Raw genomic sequence first — 18,829 nt, 5'->3', positions numbered from 1 at the left:
GATCTACACAAGGCTATTCGTCGGCAGCGTCAGCTGGGTATAAGAGACAGGGTCACCGTCACCCTGCCGACCGGCTGGCGGGCCGCCGGCACCGGCTGGGCCGGCCAGTACGGCGACGACGGCGACCTCGAACCGGCGCTGGTCGTCTCACCGGACCCGGCCCGGTGGGCGGTCGACCCGAGCGTGCCGGGGGCCTTCGTCGGCCTCTCCGCCAGCATCGCCCGGCGGACCGACGCGGAGGGGTTCGTCGCCGAGCGCCCGCACGCCGACTGCGTCGCCGCGCCGGTGCGGCGTACCCGGCTGGGCGGGGTGGACTGGGTGGTGGCCGGGTACGCCTGCCCGCGCGGGCGACCGGTGATCGTCGAAGCGGCCGGGACGACCCCGGCCGGGCTGCTCTACGTGCAGGTGGTTCCGCCGCCCGGTGGTGGGTCCGCGTTCGTCGACGCGCTGCTCGCCGGGGTGCGGGTACGCCCGCCGGGCTAGACGACCACCACGGTGATGGTGTGCTCGCGGCCGTCCTTGGGGATGGTCACCGCCACCGTGCCGGTCCGTACGAAGCGGATGTCCACCACCCCCGCCTCGTAGTGCCGGGAGACCAGGTCCTCCCGGTCCACGGTGACCAGGCCCGGCCCGATGCCCTGGATGCGCAGCACCGCGCCGGCGGCGAAGCAGAGTGATCTGATCAGTTCCAGTTCGGTCTCGGCGAGGACGATGTCGTACCGGATCGGGCCGTGACAGGCGGGCGTCGGCGACGGGGTACGCGTACCCCTGCCGGTGGTCGGCGGGGGAGCGGCCGGCGCGGGACGCCGGGTCGGCGGCGCGACCGTCGACGGGCCCGGCGGGGTGGCCGGGGCCGACGGGGTGCCGGCGGGCGACCCGGGCGGGCTGGTGGTGCCGGCGGCGACCGGCGCCGGTGGCTGGACCGGCAGCGGCGAGACGGGGGCGTCGCCGCCGCACCCGGCCAGCCCGGCGACCACGGCCAGCAGGGCCGCGACGGCGGTCCTCCGGCCGCGCTCAGTCATCGGCGAGTCGCTGCCGGACCTGCCGGCGGGCCAGGTGGACGCGGGACTTCACGGTCCCCCCGGCACGTCGAGCAGGTCGGCGATCTCGGGGTAGCTCAGCTCCAGCACGTCCCGCAGGGCGATCACCTCGGCCAGCTCCGGGCGGACGGCGTCGAGCGCGTCGAGCAGGTCGAGCCGGGTGCCGGCGACCACGCTGGTGCGCCGCGGGTCGGGCCGGTCGGGCAGCGGCATCCCGCCGGCCTCGACCAGCCAGCGCCGGCGCAGCATCCGGTAGGTGGACCGGGCCCGGTTGGCGGTGAGCCGGTACAGCCAGGTGTGGAACGACGAGCGCCGCTCGAACCGGGTGATGCCGCGGGCCAGCGCGAGCAGGGTGTCCTGGCACGCCTCCTCGGCGTCCTCGCGGTGCGGCAGCAGCCGGGCGCAGAGTCGCAGCACCTCCGGCCGGACCGCCACCAGCAGCGCGTCCAGCGCGGCCGGGTCGCCGCGCGCGGCGGCTTCGGCCAGGTCCTCGATCCCGTCCGCGAGGGGCATCCGCTCGTCCAATGCTCGCCGGTCCGCCGTCGTTCCAGGCTAGGGCCGGCGGGCCGGGAGCGGCGAGAGCGAGTCCGGCAGCCGACCGTCCGGCGGGGCCGGAAGAGATCCACACCACCCGGCCCGGCGTGCCGTGCGGCGCCGCTGGAGACCCCCGGCGCGGCGGGGATAGGGTAAGCGGACCGACCTCGACCATCCCATGATCCGACCCCGGGGGGCGCTCCGCATGGGCGATTCGTTCGCGCATCTGCACGTGCACACGGAGTACTCGATGCTCGACGGCGCCGCCCGACTCAAGGATCTGTTCGCCGAGGTCGGCCGGCAGGGGATGCCGGCGGTCGCGATGACCGACCACGGCAACATGCACGGCGCGCACGACTTCTACAAGCAGGCGATGGCGGCCGGCGTCACCCCGATCCTGGGCATCGAGGCGTACGTGGCGCCGGAGTCGCGCTTCCACAAGCAGCGGGTCAGGTGGGGTCGGCCGGAGCAGAAGAGCGACGACGTCTCCGGCAGCGGCGGTTACACGCACAAGACCATCTGGGCGCGGAACAAGACCGGCCTGCACAACCTGTTCGCGCTGACCTCCCGGGCGTACACCGAGGGCTTCTTCGTGAAGTGGCCGCGGATGGACGCCGAGCTGATCGCCGAGTACGCCGACGGGCTGATGGCGACCACCGGCTGCCCCTCGGGTGAGGTGCAGACCCGGCTGCGGCTGGGCCAGGACGCGCAGGCGCTGGAGGCGGCGGCCAGGTACCAGGAGATCTTCGGCCGGGAGAACTACTTCCTGGAGCTGATGGACCACGGCCTGGACATCGAGAAGCGGGTCCGCGACGGGCTGCTGGAGATCGGCCGCAAGCTCGGCATCCCGCCGGTGGTCACCAACGACTCGCACTACACCCACGAGGCCCAGGCCGAGTCGCACGACGTGCTGCTCTGCGTGCAGACCGGCAGCAACATCGCCGACCCGAACCGGTTCAAGTTCGGCGGCAGCGGCTACTACATCAAGTCCGCCGACGAGATGCGCGGCGTGGACGGCTCCGACGTGTGGCTGGAGGGCTGCCGCAACACGCTGCTGGTGGCCGAGAAGGTCGACCCGACCGGGATGTTCGAGTTCCGCAACCTGATGCCGCGCTTCCCGGTGCCCGACGGCGAGACCGAGGAGTCCTGGTTCCGCAAGGAGACCTTCGCCGGGCTGGCCCGCCGGTTCCCCGACGGCGTCCCGGAGACCCACGTCAAGCAGGCCGAGTACGAGCTGGGCGTCATCATCCAGATGGGCTTCCCGTCGTACTTCCTCGTGGTCGCCGACTTCATCCAGTGGGCGAAGAGCCAGGGCATCGCGGTGGGCCCGGGCCGTGGCTCGGCGGCCGGCTCGCTGGTGGCGTACGCGCTGGGCATCACCGACCTGGACCCGCTGCCGCACGGCCTGATCTTCGAGCGGTTCCTGAACCCCGAGCGGGTCTCCATGCCGGATGTCGACATCGACTTCGACGAGCGCCGGCGCGGCGAGGTCATCCGGTACGTCACCGAGAAGTGGGGCGAGGACAAGGTCGCCCAGATCGCCACCTTCGGCACGATCAAGGCGAAGGCCGCGATCAAGGACTCGGCCCGGGTGCTCGGCTACCCGTACGCGGTGGGCGACCGGATCACCAAGGCGATGCCGCCGGCGGTGATGGGCAAGGACATCCCGCTGTCCGGCATCTTCGACTCGAAGCACCCGCGCTACGCGGAGGCCGGCGAGATCCGCGGCCTCTACGAGTCCGACCCGGACGTACGCAAGGTGATCGACACCGCCCGCGGCATCGAGGGCCTGATCCGGCAGACCGGCGTGCACGCCGCCGGCGTCATCATGTCCGCCGAGCCGATCATCGAGCACATCCCGCTGATGCGCCGGGACGCCGACGGGGCGATCATCACCCAGTTCGACTACCCGACCTGCGAGTCGCTCGGGCTGTTGAAGATGGACTTCCTCGGCCTGCGCAACCTCACCATCATCGACGACGCGCTGAAGAACATCGCCTCCAACCACGGCACCACCGTCGACCTGCTGAAGCTGCCGCTGGACGACAAGCCGACGTACGAGCTGCTGGCCCGCGGCGACACGCTCGGCGTCTTCCAGCTCGACGGCGGGCCGATGCGCTCGCTGCTGCGGCTGATGAAGCCGGACAACTTCGAGGACATCTCCGCGGTGCTGGCGCTCTACCGGCCCGGCCCGATGGGCGCCAACTCGCACACCAACTACGCCCTGCGCAAGAACGGCCTCCAGGAGATCACCCCGATCCACCCGGAGCTGGCCGAACCGCTGGAGGAGATCCTCGGCCCCACCTACGGCCTGATCGTCTACCAGGAGCAGGTGCAGCGCGCCGCGCAGAAACTCGCCGGCTACAGCCTCGGTCAGGCCGACCTGCTGCGCCGGGCGATGGGCAAGAAGAAGAAGGAGGTCCTCGACAAGGAGTTCATCCCGTTCCGCGACGGCATGCGGGCCAACGGCTACTCCGACGAGGCCATCCAGACCCTCTGGGACATCCTGGTCCCGTTCGCCGACTACGCCTTCAACAAGGCGCACACCGCCGGCTACGGGCTGGTGTCGTACTGGACCGGCTACCTCAAGGCCAACTACCCGGCCGAGTACATGGCGGCGCTGCTCACCTCCGTCGGTGACGACAAGGACAAGATGGCGCTCTACCTGTCGGAGTGCCGGCGGATGGGCATCCAGGTGCTGCCGCCCGACGTCAACACCTCGGCCGGGCCGTTCACCCCGGTCGGCAAGGACATCCGGTTCGGCCTGGCCGCCATCCGCAACGTCGGCGCGAACGTGGTCGCCGCGATCATGCGGTGCCGGGACGAGAAGGGCGCCTACACCGACTTCTACGACTTCCTGTCCAAGGTGGACGCGGTGGTCTGCAACAAGAAGACGATCGAATCGCTGATCAAGGCCGGGGCGTTCGACTCGCTCGGGCACCCGCGCAAGGGCCTGCTCGCCGTGCACGCGGACGCCATCGACGCGTACGCCGACGTCAAGCGCAAGGAGGCCGTCGGCCAGTACGACCTCTTCGGCGCCGGGTTCGGCGAGGACGACGCGGGTGGCAGCACCACGGTCATGCCGACCATCGGCGACGGTGAGTGGGACAAGCGCGACAAGCTCGCCTTCGAACGCGAGATGCTCGGCCTCTACGTCTCCGACCACCCGCTGTTCGGCCTGGAGCACGTGCTCGGCGCGGCGGCCGACTGCACCATCGCGGCGCTGTCCGAGGAGGGCACCGTGCCGGACGGCGCGGTGGTCACCCTCGCCGGCATCCTCTCCGGGGTGCAGCGCCGGGTCACCAAGCAGGGCCGGGCCTGGGCGTCGGCCACCCTGGAGGACCTCGCCGGCGGGGTGGAGACGCTCTTCTTCCCCAACACCTACGAGGTGATCGGGCAGTACATCGCCGAGGACGCCATCGTGGTGGTGAAGGGGCGGGTGGACCGCCGCGACGACACCCCGCGGATCATGGCGATGGACATGTCCATGCCGGACGTCAGCAGCAGCGCGGCCAACAAGCCGGTCACCCTCACCATCCCGGTGACCCGGTGCACCCCGCCGCTGGTGGAGCGGCTCAAGGAGACCCTGGTGCTGCACCCGGGCGACGCCGAGGTGCACGTCAAGCTGCTCAACGGCAGCCGGACCACCACGCTGCGGCTCGGCCCGTTCCGGGTGGCGGCCACCACCGCGCTGATGGCCGACCTGAAGAGCGTCCTCGGCCCCGCCAACGTCAGCTGACCCGGCCCCCCGGCACACCCGCCTCCGCCGCGCGTTCCGCCGGCCGGTCCGCTGGCTGGTCCGCCAGCCGAGATCGCGCTACGTCCAGGATGTAGTGGTCTCCTGTCGCGAGGAGGCCACTACATCCTGGTTCGAGCGCGACCTTGGTCGATTCGCGCCGCTGCCCCTGTCGGTGGGGCAGCTCGACAGGACCGGGGCCGTCGAGCCGGTGCAACGCCGGTCGGTGCGGCGGGCCGACGCGGGATCGGGCAGCATCGGGAGGTGCTCTCCACCGATCTGGTGCGGGTCCGGGACCTGGTGCCCGACTTCCTGGCCTGCCTGCGCGCGTGCGACGGCGTACCGGCCGAGCAGTGGCCGGCGCTCTGGCGATCCCGCTACCTCGACCGGCACCCCGGCGTCTTCGCCGCGTTGGACGAGGCGGGGGAGTGGTCGCGCCCCGACGACCTCGGCGACATCCTGGTCCGGCTCCGCGACGAGGACGCCGACCTCGCCGCCCGGTCCGCGGCGGTACGTGCGCTGCTGCCCGACGGCATCCGGGCCGTCGCCGCGGCGCTGGACTGGTCGGCCGACGGCGACCCGCTCGACTGCGTGGTGCTGGTCGGGCTGCACCGGGCCAACGGCTGGGCGGACCGGCTCGACGGCCGGTTCGCCCTCTTCCTCGCCGTCGAGCAGCTCGGCCCGCCGGGTGACGACCGGCTGCTGGTGCTGCACGAGACGGCGCACGTGCTGCACGACCGGCTCGCCACGATCCGCGACTGGCCGCCGTACGGGGTGGCGAACGCGCTGTTCACCGAGGGACTGGCCACCCAGGTCTCGGCCGAGGCCGCGCCCGGCGGCCCCGACGCGGCGTACCTCTGGTTCGGCCGCCCCGGCTACCGGACGTGGCTGGACACCTGCCGCCGTCGGTGGCCGGAGATCCTCGACCGGATCGGCGCCGACCTGGACGCCACCGATGCCGAGCACCACGCGCCGTACTTCCTGATGCGGGAGTCACCGCTCGCCGGCGACCTGCCGAAGCGCTGCGGCTACCTGGTCGGGCTGGCGGTGGTACGCCGGCTGCGCGCCGAGCACCCGCTGGCCGACCTCGCCCGCTGGCCGCTGGACCGGGTGGTCGACGAGGTACGCCGGAGCGTGCGCGCCCTCCGGGTCGCCGCCTGACCCTGGGCCGCGATCGGCGGATTGGCCGTGCCGCCGGGCGGCGGTGACGGCTAGCGTCGACCGGGTGGAGATCGAGCAGGCGCAGAAGTTGTGGCAGCCGCAGCCGGGTTGGCTGAACACCGCCAGCTACGGGCTGCCGCCCGAGCCGGCCTGGACGGCGGTGCAGGACGCGCTGGCCGACTGGCGGGTGGGGCGTACCTCGTGGGAGGGGTGGGGCGAGGCGACCGAACGGTCCCGGGCCGCCTTCGCCAACCTGGTCGGCGTGCCGGTCGCGGACGTCGCGACCGGCGCCGTGGTGTCGCAGCTGCTGGCCCCGGTCGCGGCGGCGCTGCCGCCCGGCGCGACCGTGGTGGCGCCCGAGGTCGAGTTCACCTCCAACCTCTTTCCCTGGCTGGTGCAGGCCGAGCGCGGGGTGCGGGTGCGGACCGTGCCGCTGGCGAAGCTGGTCGACGCGATCGACGCCGGCACCGACCTGGTCGCGTTCAGCCTGGTGCAGTCCGCCGACGGCGCGGTGGCGCCGTACGACGAGATCGTGGCCGCGGCCCGGGCGCACGGCGCGCTGGTGGCGGTGGACGCCACCCAGGCGTGCGGCTGGCTGCCGTTCGACGCGGCCCGCGCCGACGTGGTGGTGGTCGGCGCGTACAAGTGGCTGATGGCGCCGCGCGGCACCGCCTTCGCCTACCTGGCCCCCGACCTGCGCGACCGGCTGCGCCCGGACGCCGCCGGCTGGTACGCGGGCGAGGACCCGCACGCCTCCTACTACGGGCCGCCGCTGCGGCTGGCCGCCGACGCCCGGCGGTTCGACATCTCCCCGGCCTGGTTCAGCTGGGTGGGCACCGCGCCCGCCCTCGACCTGCTCGCCGAGATCGGCGTGCCGGCCGTGCACGAGCACAACGTGGCGCTGGCCAACCGGTTCCTCGCCGGGCTCGGCCGGCCACCGGGGGAGAGCGCCATCGTCACCGTCGAGGTGCCCGGCGCCCGGGAACGGCTGGAGCGGGCCGGGGTGCGGGCCGCCGTACGGGCCGGCCGGGTGCGCGCCTCGTTCCACCTCTACTCCACCTCCGACGACGTCGACCTGGCGCTGAACGCCCTGACGGGGTGACCGGGAACGCTCCCGCGGCACGCACCGTGGGTGCGCCACATGCCGCAGGGTCACCGGCCGAGCTACTGATTGCCCTCGATGGCCCGCTGTGCGGGCGTGGGCGGTCGAGGGTGGTGTCCGCACCCGGTTCGACGCCGGGGAATATGTGGGTCATCGACATGGCTCGACTCACACACCCCGCCGTAGGTTTCCTGAACGCGACGACCATGTGACCACGGTCACCGACCGGGCCCGTCGCGCCAGACCTGCGGAGGATGTGCGATGGCCGGGCAAGCGCTCCTGTCGGCTCGCGGGCTGACCCGCGACTTCCGGGGCTTCCGGGCGGTCGACGGCGTCGACCTGGACGTGGCGCCGGACAGCGTGCACGCGCTGGTCGGCCCCAACGGCGCCGGGAAGACGACCCTGTTCAACCTGCTCACCGGCTTCCTCAAGCCGAGCGGCGGGTGGATCGAGCTGGCCGGGCGGGACGTGACCGGGCTGCCGCCGGAGCAGGTGGCTCGGCTCGGCGTGGCCCGCTCCTTCCAGATCACCAGCCTCTTCCCGCAGCTGAGCGCCCGGGAGCACGTCGAGTTGGCGCTGCAGAGCCCGAGCGGGCTCGGCTGGCGGTTCTGGCGCTCGTCCGCGCTGATGCGGCGGTACACCGACCGGGCCACCGAACTGCTCGCGATGGTGGGGCTGGCGGAGTTGGCCGAGGCGCCCGCCGAGGCGCTCGCGTACGGCCGCAAGCGGGCCCTGGAGCTGGCCATCGCGCTCGCCCTGGACCCGAAGGTGCTGCTGCTGGACGAGCCGACCGCAGGCATGGGCCTGGAGGACGTCGACCGCACCGTGGACCTGATCGCCCAGGTCCGGCAGGGCCGGACCGTGGTGATGGTCGAGCACAACATGAGCGTGGTCGGGCGGCTCGCCGACACGGTGACCGTCCTGCAGGCCGGCAAGGTCCTCGTCGAGGGCCCGTACGAAGAGGTCCGCGCCGACGAGCGTGTGATCACCGCCTACCTGGGAGCCGCTGATGCTGCGCATTGAGAACCTGTCCGCCTGGTACGGCGAGGCGCAGGTGTTGCGGGAGGTCAGCCTGGAGGTCAAGGCCGGTGAGGTGGTCACCCTGGTCGGCCGCAACGGCGCCGGCAAGTCCACCCTGCTGCGCTGCGTGATGGGGCTGCACGCCGGCCAGCGCGGCACGGTGGAGCTGGACGGCCAGGACGTCGGCCGGCTGCCGGCGCACCGGCGGGCGCGGCTCGGGCTCGGCTGGGTCCCCGACGACCGGGGCAGCTACGCCACCCTGACCGTGACCGAGAACCTCACCCTGCCGCCGAGCGTGGGCCCGGATCCGTGGTCGCTGGAGCGGGTGTACGAGGCGTTCCCGGCGCTCTACGAGCGGCGCGACTCGGCCGCCACCATGCTCTCCGGCGGCGAGCAGCAGATGCTCGCGCTGGCCCGGGTGCTGCGGATGGGCGCCCGGCTGCTGCTCTGCGACGAACCGACCGAGGGGCTCTCGCCGCTGCTCGTGCAGCAGGTCGGCGATCTCCTGCGGGAGGCCAAGCGGCACGGCGTGACCGTGCTGCTGGTGGAACAGAACCTGCACTTCGCCACCGGCGTCGCCGACCGGCACTACCTGCTGGCCGAGGGACGCATCGCGGAGGCGATGGACAACTCCGAGGTGCGGTCGCGGGAGCGCGAGCTCCTGTCGTACCTCGGCATCTGATGTCGACAACGGACGCCGCGCCCGGCGCGGACGAAAGGATTGGGCATGCGTAGGACGGTGGGTGTGGCCGCCGCTTCGGCGGCGGCGGTGTTGCTGGTCGCCGGCTGCGGCGGCGGTGGGCCCCAGTCGGGCGGCGACGAGAAGCTGACCGGGGGCAAGATCGTGCTGGGCGTGCTCAACGACCAGTCCGGCGCGTACTCAGAGCTGTCCGGCAAGAACTCGGTCACCGCCGTGGAGATGGCGGTGGCCGACTTCAAGGCCAAGCACGGGGACAAGGCGATCACGAAGGACATCGCCGTCGAGACCGCCGACCACCAGAACAAGCCGGACGTGGCCAACAGCAAGGCCCAGGAGATGTACGACCGCCAGGGCGCGGACATCATCCTGGATGTGCCCACCTCGTCGGCGGCGCTGCGGGTGGCCGACGTGGCCAAGGCGAAGAAGAAGCTCTACTTCAACATCGGCGCGGCGACCACCGACCTGACCGGCAAGAGCTGCAACAAGTACACGTTCCACTACGCGTACGACACGTACATGCTGGCCAACGGCACCGGCAAGACCACCACCGAGCAGGTCGGCAAGAACTGGTACATCCTCTACCCGAACTACGCCTTCGGCCAGGACATGGAGAAAAGCTTCTCGGCGGCCATCACCGCGGCCGGCGGGAAGGTCGTCGGCAAGGACGGCGCGCCGTTCCCGAACACCAGCGGCGACTTCTCCACCTTCCTGCTCAAGGCGCCGACGCTGAACCCGAAGCCCGAGGTGCTCGGCACCATGCAGGCCGGCGCGGAGCTGGTCAACGTGGTCAAGCAGTACAACGAGTTCAAGCTGCGGGACAAGGGCGTCGGCCTGGCGGTCGGCCTGATGTTCATCACCGACATCCACTCGCTCACCCCGGCGGCGCTGGCCGGCACCACCTACACCGACGCCTGGTACTGGAACTTCGACCAGCAGAACCGCGAGTTCGCCGACCGGTTCCAGAAGGAGACCGGCACCCGGCCGTCCTTCGCGCACGCGGCCAACTACTCCGCCGCGATGCAGTACCTGGAGGCCGTGCAGGCCGCCGGCACCGACGACGCCGACACGGTGGTCAAGGGGCTGGAGGGCAAGGAGGTCAACGACGTCTTCCTGCGCAACGGCAAGATCCGCGCCGAGGACCACCGGGTCATCCACGACGCGTACCTGGCCCAGGTGAAGCCGCAGTCCGAGGTCTCCGAGCCGTGGGACTACGTCAAGGTGCTCAAGACCATCCCCGCCGCCGAGGCCTTCGCCGCCCCGTCGTCGGCGTGCAAGATGTGACGGGCCGATGACCGGCTTCCTGCAGAACACGTTCAACGGGTTGGTGAGCGGGGCGTTCTACGCCCTGCTCGCCCTCGGGCTCGCGGTCATCTTCGGCATGCTGCGAGTGGTCAACTTCGCCCACGGGGCGTTCTACATGCTCGGCGCCTTCGGCGCGTACGTGCTGCTCAGCGAGGCGGGCGTACCGTTCTGGGCGGCGTTGGTGATCATGCCGGTGGGCCTCGGCCTGCTCGGCATGGCGCTGGAGCGGGCGTTCATCCACCGGCTCACCCGGCTCGACCCGCTCTACAACTTCCTGCTCACCTTCGGGTTGACGCTGATCCTGCAGGACCTGGTCAAACTGCGGTACGGGGTGCAGTCCAGCCCGTACGCCACCCCGTCGGCGCTGAGTGGCTCGGTCGACTTCGGAATCTTCGACTTCCCCACCTACCGGGTGTTCATCCTCGGCTTCGCGGTGGCCGTCTGTGTCGGCGTCTGGTGGGTGCTCACCCGCACCCGGATCGGCATGGTGGTCCGGGCGTCGACCGAGCGGCCCGAGCTGACCCGGGCGTTCGGCATCAACGTCGGGCGCTGGGTCACTCCGGTTTTCGGCTTCGGCATCGGCCTGGCCGGGCTGGCCGGCGTGCTCGCCGCGCCGATGCGGGCGGTGAATCCGCTGATGGGCGCCGACCTGATCATCGTGGTGTTCGCCGTGGTGGTGATCGGCGGCCTGGGCTCGATCTTCGGCTCGGTCGCCGCGGGCTTCGGCATCGGGCTGGTGCAGGCGTGGGGCGAGGCGTACCTGTCGCAGTTCCCGATCGTGTCGCAGACGATCGTCTTCATCGTGATGGCCGTCGTACTGCTCTGGCGCCCGGCCGGGCTGTTCGGCCGTGAGGAGGCACCGGCATGACGAGCACCGTGGACACCCCGGCCGACGCGGCCCGCCCGGCCGCGCCGTCCGGGCTGCTCACCGTCGCCCGCGCGCCCCGTTGGCTCCGGTACGCGCTGCTGGCCGTCGGGCTGCTGGTGGCGTTCTGGCTGCCCAACGGGCTCTACCCGGCGGTGGCCGTGGACATCCTCTGCTGGGCGCTGTTCGCGGTCGCGGTCGATCTGCTGCTCGGCTTCACCGGGCTGATGTCCTTCGGGCACGCCGCGTTCTGGGGTGCCTCCGCGTACGTCACCGGCCTGGTGGCGATCCACCTCGGGCTGCCGTTCCCGGCGGCGGTGCTCGCCGGCGCCCTCGCCGCGGCGGTGCTCGCGGTGCCGATCGGCTACCTGGCGGTGAAGCGGACCGGCATCTACTTCGCCATGGTCACGCTGGCCTTCGCGCAGATGGTCTACTACGTGGCCAACGAGTGGCGGTCGGTGACCCAGGGCGAGAACGGCCTGCAGGGTGTGCCCCGCGAGCTGTTCGGGTTGGACCTGAGCGACGACTACTACTTCTACTACGCGATCCTGCCGATCGTGCTGCTCGGCCTGCTCGGCGCCTGGCGGATCGTGCACTCGCCGTTCGGCCGGGTGCTGGTCGGCATCCGCGACAACCCGGCCCGGGCCCGCGCGCTCGGCTACCCGGTGCACCGCTACAAGCTGACCGCGTTCGTGCTCTCCGGCTTCATCGCCGGGCTCGGCGGCGGGCTGTTCGCGGTGGGGCACCGGTTCGTCTCGCTGGAGGTGCTGCACTGGACCACCTCCGGCAAGGCGGTCATCGTGGTGGTGCTCGGCGGGATCGGCACGCTCTGGGGCGGGGTGCTGGGCGCGGCCATCGTGGTGCGCCTGGAGGACTGGCTGTCGTTCTCCGGCTTCGAGGCGATCGGCCTGGTCACCGGCGGCATCTTCGTCCTCGTCGTGCTGCTGTTCCGGCGCGGCATCTGGGGCAGCGTCGCCGCCCTGGCCAACCGCTGGTGGGCGTCCCGCCGGCGCTGACCGCTACCGACACGCCGCTGGCCGGCACCCGTCACGGGTGCCGGCCAGCGGTTGTCGGTCATGCGTGCTCGGTTGTCAGCTGTTCCAGTGCTCGGCGACCAGGTCGGCGGCCTGCTGCTCCCACTGGGCGTAGTGGAACGGGTAGGCCGACACCTGCACGGTCTGGGCGGCCTTGGTCAGCGGCATGTCCTGCCACCCGTCGACCTGCTTGAGACCCTTCAGGAACGCCATCGTCGAGTACTCCGGGTCGGTGATCTGCTCCACCGTGCCCCAACCCGAGGACGGGCGCTGCTGGAACAGGCCCTGCGAGTCGTGGTCGTTGCGGTCACCCAGGTGACCCAGGTTCTCCAGCTTCGACTCCTGCAGCGCGGTCGCGATCGCCACCACGGCGGCCCGCTCGTCCATGTCGGACTTCTTCGTCGCCGCGATGATCGCCTTCACGTTGTCGACCTGCTCGTCGCCCAGGTCGATGCGCGACTGCTCACCCTGCACACCGTGCGGGATCAGCTTGGCCATGTCCGGCTTGCCCGCCTCGACCATGGCGACCGCGGCCGGGCCGGTCGTGGGGGTGCTGTCGGCGTGGTTCAGCGGGCCAGCGGCGAGGCCACCGGCGACGGCGAGACCAGCGATACCGAGAACGCTCTTACGCATGATCGTGTTCATCAGGAAGCTCCATTCGGGGGTTGACGCCCGCACCGAGGGGGTCGGCCGGGCGCAAGCACCAGCAGGCGCTCACAGAACTGGGGGAAGAACCGGCGCTTGCCGTGGGCGGGGGATGCCTCGCGGCGCCGGGACCATGTGTAACGACCGCCGGCCCGGCATCATTCCGGGGGCCGGGACCCGCATCCGGCGGGGCCTTGCTGCGATCGTTCCGGGGGATGCAACGACCGGCGGGCCACCGTCATTCCGGGGCCGGGTCACGCCTGGCGTGCCCTTGCTCGATCGTCCGCATGGTGTAACGCCCCGCGACCGGCCACGATTCCGCGCCCCGGATGCACCCGGTCACATCGCCGAACCGGACGATCGCCCCCGAACCTCGCAGCCGCGTCAGGCTGCCGTCGCCGCCAGCGGAAAGACGCGCCCGATCCGGCCGGCCGCCGCGGGTGACGTGACGGCGGACACATTCGATACGGATCGGTTCCGTATCGTTAATGCAGCGCCTACGCTGACCCCAGTTACGAGTCTGTCCCGTATCGTATTTCGGCACGGGTGACCGGGGGGAGAACACCACCGATGCCACCGAACGAGAACACCGGACATCCGAGGAGGTGGGCGATCCTCGGGGTGCTGGTGATCAGCCTCCTCGTCGTCGTCCTGGACAACACGATCCTCAACGTCGCGCTCCGCACCCTCGCCGACCCGGTGCACGGCCTCGGCGCCAGCCAGGGCGAGCTGGAGTGGGCGATCAACTCCTACACGCTGGTCTTCGCCGGTCTGCTCTTCACCTTCGGGGTGCTCGGTGACCGGGCCGGCCGCAAACGCTTCCTGCTCGTCGGGCTGGCGCTGTTCGGCCTGTCGTCGCTGCTGTCCGCGTACGCCCAGAGCCCGGGCCAGCTGATCGCGGCCCGCGCGCTGATGGGCGTCGGCGGCGCGGCGATCATGCCGGTGACGCTCTCGATCATCTCCAACGTCTTCGACCCGCGGGAGCGGGGGCGGGCGATCGGCGTCTGGGCCGGAGCGGTCGGCCTGGCCGTGGCGATCGGCCCGGTGCTCGGCGGCGCGCTGCTGGAGCACTACTGGTGGGGCTCGGTCTTCCTGATCAACGTGCCGGTGGTGGCGCTCGGCGTGGTCCTGGTCGCGCTGCTGGTGCCCGAGTCGCGGGATCCGAAGCCGGGCCGGGTCGACGTGCTCGGCGTGCTGCTCTCCGTGGTCGGCCTGGTCGCCCTGTCGTACGGCATCATCGACGGCGGCGAGCACGGCTTCGGCCGGCCGGTGGTCTGGGCCTCGATCGTCGGCGGTCTGGCGGTGCTGGCCTGGTTCGTCGCGCACGAGCGGCGCAGCGACCACCCGTCGCTGGACGTCCGGCTGTTCCGGGTGCCGCGCTTCGCCGCGCCGGTGGCCCTGGTCGGGCTGGTCTTCTTCGCCGCGATGGGCGTGATGTTCTTCAGCTCGTTCTACCTGCAACTGGTCCGCGGCTACAGTCCGCTGGAGACCGGCCTGCTCTTCCTGCCGTTCGCCGCAGCCCAGCTCTTCTTCGCCCCGCGCAGCGCGGCGATGGTGCACCGGTACGGCGGCAAGGCGGTCGCCGCGGTCGGCCTGACGCTCACCGCGGTGGCGCTCGGCGCTTTCGCGTTCATCGACGCGACCACGCCGATCTGGGTGGTGCTGGTCTTCTTCTTCCTCCAGGGCGTCGGGATGGCCAACATCATGCCGCCGGCCACCGAGTCGATCATGTCGGCGCTGCCCCGGGAGAAGGCCGGGGTCGGCTCGGCGGTCAGCAACACCATCCGGCAGGTGGCCGGCGCGCTCGGCGTCGCGGTGCTCGGTTCGGTGCTCTCCGCGGTCTACCGCGGCGACGTCGAGCCGGCCCTGCGGGACCTGCCGGCCGGGGCGCAGCAGGCAGCCGGCGAGTCGATCTCCGGGGCGTACGCCGCGGCGGGTCAGCTCGGCCCGGCGGCGCCGCACCTGATCGCGGTGGCCAACGACGCCTTCGTGACCGCGATGCACTGGGCAGCGGTGCTCGCCACGGTGGCGGCCGCCGCCGGTCTGCTCGTGGTGGCCCGCTGGATGCCCGGCCGCTCGGCGGCCCCGGCGGCCCCGGTGCCGGCCGGCGAACCCGAGTTGGCCGGGACCGCCTAGGGTCGGCGACAATGTCCGACATGACTTCCGCCGCCGATGCTCCGCGGTCGCCCGGGCGACCGCGGAGCGTCCGCGCGGACGAGGCGATCGTCGAGGCCACCCTGGACCTGCTCGCCGAGGGCAACTCGGTGGAAACGATCTCGATCGAGGCGATCGCGGCCCGGGCCGGCGTCGGCAAGGCCACCATCTACCGCCGCTGGCCGGGCAAGGACGCGTTGCTGACCGACGCGCTGCGCCGGCTCAAGGGCAGTCCGCCGGCGCCGGCCGGCCGGTCGGTCCGCGACGACCTGGTGGTGCTGGTGAGCGCGGTCGGGCACCACATCGACCCGCGGGCGGCGCGGATCATGCCCTGCCTGGTGCCGCGGGTGAACCGCAGCCCGGACGAGTATCAGCTCTACCAGAGCATCATCGAGCCGCGTCGGGCGCTGATGCGCGAGGTGCTGCGCCGGGGGATCCGCACCGGCGAGCTGCGCGCCGACCTCGACATCGAGGTCACCATGGCGATGCTCACCGGCCCGATGCTGATCCAGCGGGTGCTGCGCTGGAGCCCCGACCTCGACGACGCCGGCCTGCCCGAGCGCGTCGTCGACAGCGTGCTGGAGGGCATCCGCGCCCGCTGACCGTCCCGGCCGCCGGGATCAGCCGCCGGGATCAGCCGGTGGGCGTACGCAGCCGGTGCAGGCGCAGCGCGAGCTGCACCTCCAGCGCCCGCTCGGGCTTCTGCCAGTCCGCGCCGAGCAGCTGCCCGACCCGCTCCAGCCGCTGGGTGACCGTGTTGACGTGCACGTGCAGCAGCTCGGCGGCCCGGGCCAGGCTGCCGCCCACCCCGAAGTACGCCTCCAGCGTCTTGACCAGCGCGGTGCCCCGCCGTGCGTCGTAGTCGACCACCGGGCCGACGGTCGCCTCCAGGAACCGGGTGACGTCCTGGTCGCCCTGGCCGCCGACCGCGCCGAGCAGCAGCCCGACGAAGCCCAGCTCGGCGGTGCTCGCCCCCTGCCCGGCCCGGCCCAGCGCGCCGAGCGCGGTGAGGCAGCGGTCGGCCTCCCGGAACGTGGTGGCCAGCGACGCCGGCCCGGTGGACGGGCCGCTCGCCCCGGCGGTCACCGGCCGGCCGGTCACCCGGGACAGGTCCCGGGCCACCGCCCGGGCGCTGCCGCCGGCGTCCGTGCCGGGCAGCATCAGCACCACCCGCCCGTCGCGCGCCGCAGCCAGCCCGCCCCGGGTCGAGGCGTACGTGGTGGCCCAGGAGAGCACCCGCTGCCGGGCCGAGCCGGTCGCCGCGATCGCGTCGTCGCCGACCGCCACCAGCACGTGCGGCGCGTCCAGGTCCACCCCGAGCCGGCGGGCCCGGCTGCGCAGCGCGTCGGTGTCCCGCAGCGGCCGGGCGATCAGGTCGTCCAGCAGTTCGCCGCGGACCCGGCCCTCCGCCTCGGCGACCGTGCGCCGGAACAACAGCAGCAGCGCGGTCACCAGGGCCGCCCGCTCCAGGATCCGCTGGTCGGCGTCGACCAGGTCGTCGTCCGGGCGGAGCACCAGCGCGCCCAGGTTCTCGGCGCCGGCGACCACCGCGGCGTACCAGAGCGAACCGCGGCGCACGCTGCGCCCCTCGGTACGCGACGCGGCGATCGCCTCCACCATGTCCGCCCGGTCCGGCTCCTCTATCTCGCCGACCCGGGCCAGCAGCCGGCCCTCGGCGTCCAGCGCCAGCAGCGCCCCGCCGAGCACCTCGGTCACCGCCGCCGCGACGTCCTCCACCCCGCCGCCGCGCAGCACCAGCGCGGTCATCCGGTCGTGCGCGGCGGCGGCCCGCTCCACCGAGCTGCTGTGCGCCCGGATGGTGGTGTTGGCCGCCGACAGCTCCTCCAGCGCCGACCGGGTCTCGGCGAGCAGCCGCGCGGTGTCGATCGCCACCGCGGCGTGCGCGGCCAGCGAGACCAGCAGCGCGACCTCCTCCCGGGCGAACGGGCGGGCCGAGCGGTTCGCGGCGTAGAGCACGCCGATCGAGGTCGAGCCGAGCCGCAGCGGCACCCCGAGGATGGCCACCAGGCCCTCCTCGCCCACCCCGGCGTCGATCTCCCCGGTGTGATGGAAGCGGTCGTCCTCGGGATAGTTGGCGGTCACGTAGGGGGCGCCGGACTGGGCCACCAGGCCTCCGAGCCCGGCGCCCATCGGCAGCCGCAGCCGCTGGAAGCGGGCCGACACCGAACCGTCGGTCACCCGCATGTAGGTGTCGCCGCGTTCCTCATCGTCGAGCGTCATGTAGGCGACGTCGGCGCCGAGCAGGTTGCGTGCCCGGTGCACGATCGCCCGCAGCACGTCGTCCAGGTCGCGCAGCCCGGCCAGGTCGCTGACCGTGTCGTACAGCCCGGACAGCTCGGTCTCCCGGCGGCGTCGGCGCTCCAGCAGCGCGCGGACCCGCAGCGCCACCGTCTTGGCCTGCTCCAGCTCGGCCAGCCGGTCGGCGGGCAGGCCGGCGGCGCGGGCGGCGACCAGCGGCCCTTCGAACTCCACCGCGGCTGCTTCCCGCGCGAGCAGCTCCAGGTACTCCACCGGCGACGACATGACCGACATTGTGCGGCTCGCCACTAGCTCGCCGTCCAGCCCCCGTCGAGCGCGATCGACGCGCCGGTGATGAACGCCGCCGGCGGGGAGCAGAGGTACGCCATCAGCTCCGCCACCTCCTCGGGTTCGATCAGGCGCTTGATCGCGGCCCGGGCCAGCATGATCTTCTCGACCACCTCGGCCTCGGCAATGCCGTGGCTGGCCGCCTGGTCGGCGATCTGGCTCTCCACCAGGGGGGTGCGCACGTACGCCGGGTTGACGCAGTTGGCGGTCACGCCGTGCGCCGCGCCCTCCAGCGCCACCACCTTCGACAGCCCCTCCAGCGCGTGCTTGGCCGACACGTACGCCGCCTTGTACGGCGAGGCGCGCAGCCCGTGCACCGAGGAGATGTTGATGATCCGCCCCCAGCCCTGCGCGTACATGTGCGGCAGCGCCCGGCGGATGAGCAGGAACGGCGCCTCCACCATCACCCGGTACAGGTACGCGAACCGGTCCGCGGGGAACTCCGGCACCGGGGCGACGTGCTGCAACCCGGCGTTGTTCACCACGATGTCCACGTCCGCGTCGAGCCGGTCCACCGCCTCGGCGTCGGCCAGGTCGATGCCCTCGGCCCGGCCGCCGGTCTCGGCCGCCACCGCCTTGGCCGCCTCGACGTTGCGATCCACCACCAGCACCGTCGCGCCAGCCGCCGCCAGGCGCAGGGCACAGGCCCGTCCGATGCCACTGCCGCCTCCGGTCACCAGGGCGCTGCGACCGGCGAGGTCGACGTTCACGACGTGGGGGACCGCCACGGGTTCTGCCGTCATGGCGCAAGAAGTTACGAGCTGTGTGGCCGGGCGCACATGGGGTGGCGACACATACTCGACGGTCAGGTTGTGTGGGCCGCAGCGCCTCCTCGCCGCTGGCCCCTGCGGCTGCCGCGGCGGGCGGAATGTCGGGGGGCGGTGGCACAGTCGCGGGCGGCGGGGTCAGGCCGCCCGCGACTGTGCCAC

General features: G+C 72.5%; 15 protein-coding genes and 1 pseudogene. 11 read left to right on the top strand and 5 right to left on the bottom strand.

The genetic code is table 11. The annotated features are described in order from the left end of the window. A pseudogene (locus DLJ47_RS35570) lies at positions 1 to 483 on the top strand (hypothetical protein); the annotation flags it as partial. On the opposite strand, the gene DLJ47_RS01415 reads toward DLJ47_RS35570, so the two are convergent. Together DLJ47_RS01415 and DLJ47_RS01410 are read right to left on the bottom strand one after the other, a co-directional pair. Continuing rightward, positions 480 to 1,022 (bottom strand): hypothetical protein, encoded by a 543-nt coding sequence (locus DLJ47_RS01415; RefSeq protein ID WP_109898297.1) that lies wholly within the window; start codon positions 1,020 to 1,022, stop codon positions 480 to 482. The pseudogene DLJ47_RS35570 and the gene DLJ47_RS01415 sit on opposite strands and share 4 nt — an antisense overlap. Positions 1,023 to 1,070: 48 nt before the next feature. Next, positions 1,071 to 1,553: an RNA polymerase sigma factor gene (locus DLJ47_RS01410; protein WP_233257602.1), complete on the bottom strand. Its 483-nt coding sequence runs from the start codon at positions 1,551 to 1,553 to the stop codon at positions 1,071 to 1,073. 226 nt (positions 1,554 to 1,779) lie between these two features. Between DLJ47_RS01410 and dnaE the strand changes: the two genes are divergently transcribed. From dnaE to DLJ47_RS01370, 8 genes are all read left to right on the top strand, one after another. Continuing rightward, positions 1,780 to 5,313: a DNA polymerase III subunit alpha gene (gene dnaE / locus DLJ47_RS01405; RefSeq protein WP_109898296.1), complete on the top strand. Its 3,534-nt coding sequence runs from the start codon at positions 1,780 to 1,782 to the stop codon at positions 5,311 to 5,313. Between the two features lie 261 nt (positions 5,314 to 5,574). Next, a complete protein-coding gene (locus DLJ47_RS01400; protein WP_109898295.1) occupies positions 5,575 to 6,471 on the top strand; it encodes a hypothetical protein in 897 nt (298 codons plus the stop codon). Between the two features lie 64 nt (positions 6,472 to 6,535). Further along, a complete protein-coding gene (locus tag DLJ47_RS01395; protein WP_109898294.1) occupies positions 6,536 to 7,573 on the top strand; it encodes an aminotransferase class V-fold PLP-dependent enzyme in 1,038 nt (345 codons plus the stop codon). A gap of 261 nt (positions 7,574 to 7,834) precedes the next feature. After that, the gene (locus tag DLJ47_RS01390; RefSeq protein WP_109898293.1) at positions 7,835 to 8,596 is read left to right on the top strand and encodes an ABC transporter ATP-binding protein; all 762 of its coding nucleotides are present in this window, start codon (positions 7,835 to 7,837) and stop codon (positions 8,594 to 8,596) included. Next, complete coding sequence (locus DLJ47_RS01385) at positions 8,583 to 9,275, top strand: ABC transporter ATP-binding protein (protein ID WP_109898292.1); 693 nt, start codon at positions 8,583 to 8,585, stop codon at positions 9,273 to 9,275. Before DLJ47_RS01390 ends, DLJ47_RS01385 begins: the two co-directional genes overlap by 14 nt. A 45-nt stretch (positions 9,276 to 9,320) precedes the next feature. After that, complete coding sequence (locus tag DLJ47_RS01380) at positions 9,321 to 10,574, top strand: ABC transporter substrate-binding protein (protein WP_199235644.1); 1,254 nt, start codon at positions 9,321 to 9,323, stop codon at positions 10,572 to 10,574. Positions 10,575 to 10,581: 7 nt separating this feature from the next. Beyond that, a complete protein-coding gene (locus DLJ47_RS01375) occupies positions 10,582 to 11,463 on the top strand; it encodes a branched-chain amino acid ABC transporter permease (RefSeq protein WP_088994862.1) in 882 nt (293 codons plus the stop codon). Continuing rightward, positions 11,460 to 12,476, top strand: coding sequence for a branched-chain amino acid ABC transporter permease (locus DLJ47_RS01370; RefSeq protein ID WP_109898290.1), 1,017 nt, complete (start codon positions 11,460 to 11,462; stop codon positions 12,474 to 12,476). The genes DLJ47_RS01375 and DLJ47_RS01370 overlap by 4 nt, the downstream gene beginning before the upstream one ends. Positions 12,477 to 12,551: 75 nt before the next feature. Here the strand turns inward: DLJ47_RS01370 and DLJ47_RS01365 are convergent, their stop codons facing one another. Next, the gene (locus tag DLJ47_RS01365) at positions 12,552 to 13,139 is read right to left on the bottom strand and encodes a hypothetical protein (RefSeq protein WP_109898289.1); all 588 of its coding nucleotides are present in this window, start codon (positions 13,137 to 13,139) and stop codon (positions 12,552 to 12,554) included. Between the two features lie 570 nt (positions 13,140 to 13,709). On the opposite strand from DLJ47_RS01365, the gene DLJ47_RS01360 reads away from it, so the two are divergent. Both DLJ47_RS01360 and DLJ47_RS01355 read left to right on the top strand, forming a co-directional pair. Then, positions 13,710 to 15,275, top strand: a complete 1,566-nt coding sequence (locus DLJ47_RS01360) for an MFS transporter (RefSeq protein ID WP_109898288.1) — start codon at positions 13,710 to 13,712, stop codon at positions 15,273 to 15,275. Between the two features lie 11 nt (positions 15,276 to 15,286). After that, positions 15,287 to 15,895, top strand: coding sequence for a TetR/AcrR family transcriptional regulator (locus tag DLJ47_RS01355; protein ID WP_109898287.1), 609 nt, complete (start codon positions 15,287 to 15,289; stop codon positions 15,893 to 15,895). Positions 15,896 to 15,926: 31 nt separating this feature from the next. Here the strand turns inward: DLJ47_RS01355 and DLJ47_RS01350 are convergent, their stop codons facing one another. Together DLJ47_RS01350 and DLJ47_RS01345 are read right to left on the bottom strand one after the other, a co-directional pair. Next, complete coding sequence (locus DLJ47_RS01350; RefSeq protein WP_109898286.1) at positions 15,927 to 17,846, bottom strand: helix-turn-helix domain-containing protein; 1,920 nt, start codon at positions 17,844 to 17,846, stop codon at positions 15,927 to 15,929. A gap of 14 nt (positions 17,847 to 17,860) precedes the next feature. Further along, a complete protein-coding gene (locus DLJ47_RS01345; protein ID WP_109898285.1) occupies positions 17,861 to 18,643 on the bottom strand; it encodes a 3-hydroxybutyrate dehydrogenase in 783 nt (260 codons plus the stop codon). Positions 18,644 to 18,829 lie beyond the last annotated feature (186 nt).

Origin of the sequence: Micromonospora sp. S4605 (assembly GCF_003176715.1) — a bacterium.
GTDB lineage: Bacteria > Actinomycetota > Actinomycetes > Mycobacteriales > Micromonosporaceae > Micromonospora > Micromonospora echinaurantiaca.
Note: the sequence above shows the minus strand (reverse complement) of the source record. Positions and strands in the feature narration are given on the sequence as shown.

What these genes read in the sequence shown, in the direction of transcription:
- DLJ47_RS01415 (WP_109898297.1), bottom strand. Translation starts at nt 1,022, where the DNA reads ATGACTGAGCGCGGCCGGAGGACCGCCGTCGCGGCCCTGCTGGCCGTG.
- DLJ47_RS01410 (WP_233257602.1), bottom strand. Translation starts at nt 1,553, where the DNA reads ATGCCCCTCGCGGACGGGATCGAGGACCTGGCCGAAGCCGCCGCGCGC.
- dnaE (WP_109898296.1), top strand. Translation starts at nt 1,780, where the DNA reads ATGGGCGATTCGTTCGCGCATCTGCACGTGCACACGGAGTACTCGATG.
- DLJ47_RS01390 (WP_109898293.1), top strand. Translation starts at nt 7,835, where the DNA reads ATGGCCGGGCAAGCGCTCCTGTCGGCTCGCGGGCTGACCCGCGACTTC.
- DLJ47_RS01385 (WP_109898292.1), top strand. Translation starts at nt 8,583, where the DNA reads ATGCTGCGCATTGAGAACCTGTCCGCCTGGTACGGCGAGGCGCAGGTG.
- DLJ47_RS01380 (WP_199235644.1), top strand. Translation starts at nt 9,321, where the DNA reads ATGCGTAGGACGGTGGGTGTGGCCGCCGCTTCGGCGGCGGCGGTGTTG.
- DLJ47_RS01375 (WP_088994862.1), top strand. Translation starts at nt 10,582, where the DNA reads ATGACCGGCTTCCTGCAGAACACGTTCAACGGGTTGGTGAGCGGGGCG.
- DLJ47_RS01370 (WP_109898290.1), top strand. Translation starts at nt 11,460, where the DNA reads ATGACGAGCACCGTGGACACCCCGGCCGACGCGGCCCGCCCGGCCGCG.
- DLJ47_RS01365 (WP_109898289.1), bottom strand. Translation starts at nt 13,139, where the DNA reads ATGAACACGATCATGCGTAAGAGCGTTCTCGGTATCGCTGGTCTCGCC.
- DLJ47_RS01360 (WP_109898288.1), top strand. Translation starts at nt 13,710, where the DNA reads ATGCCACCGAACGAGAACACCGGACATCCGAGGAGGTGGGCGATCCTC.
- DLJ47_RS01355 (WP_109898287.1), top strand. Translation starts at nt 15,287, where the DNA reads ATGTCCGACATGACTTCCGCCGCCGATGCTCCGCGGTCGCCCGGGCGA.
- DLJ47_RS01350 (WP_109898286.1), bottom strand. Translation starts at nt 17,846, where the DNA reads ATGTCGGTCATGTCGTCGCCGGTGGAGTACCTGGAGCTGCTCGCGCGG.
- DLJ47_RS01345 (WP_109898285.1), bottom strand. Translation starts at nt 18,643, where the DNA reads ATGACGGCAGAACCCGTGGCGGTCCCCCACGTCGTGAACGTCGACCTC.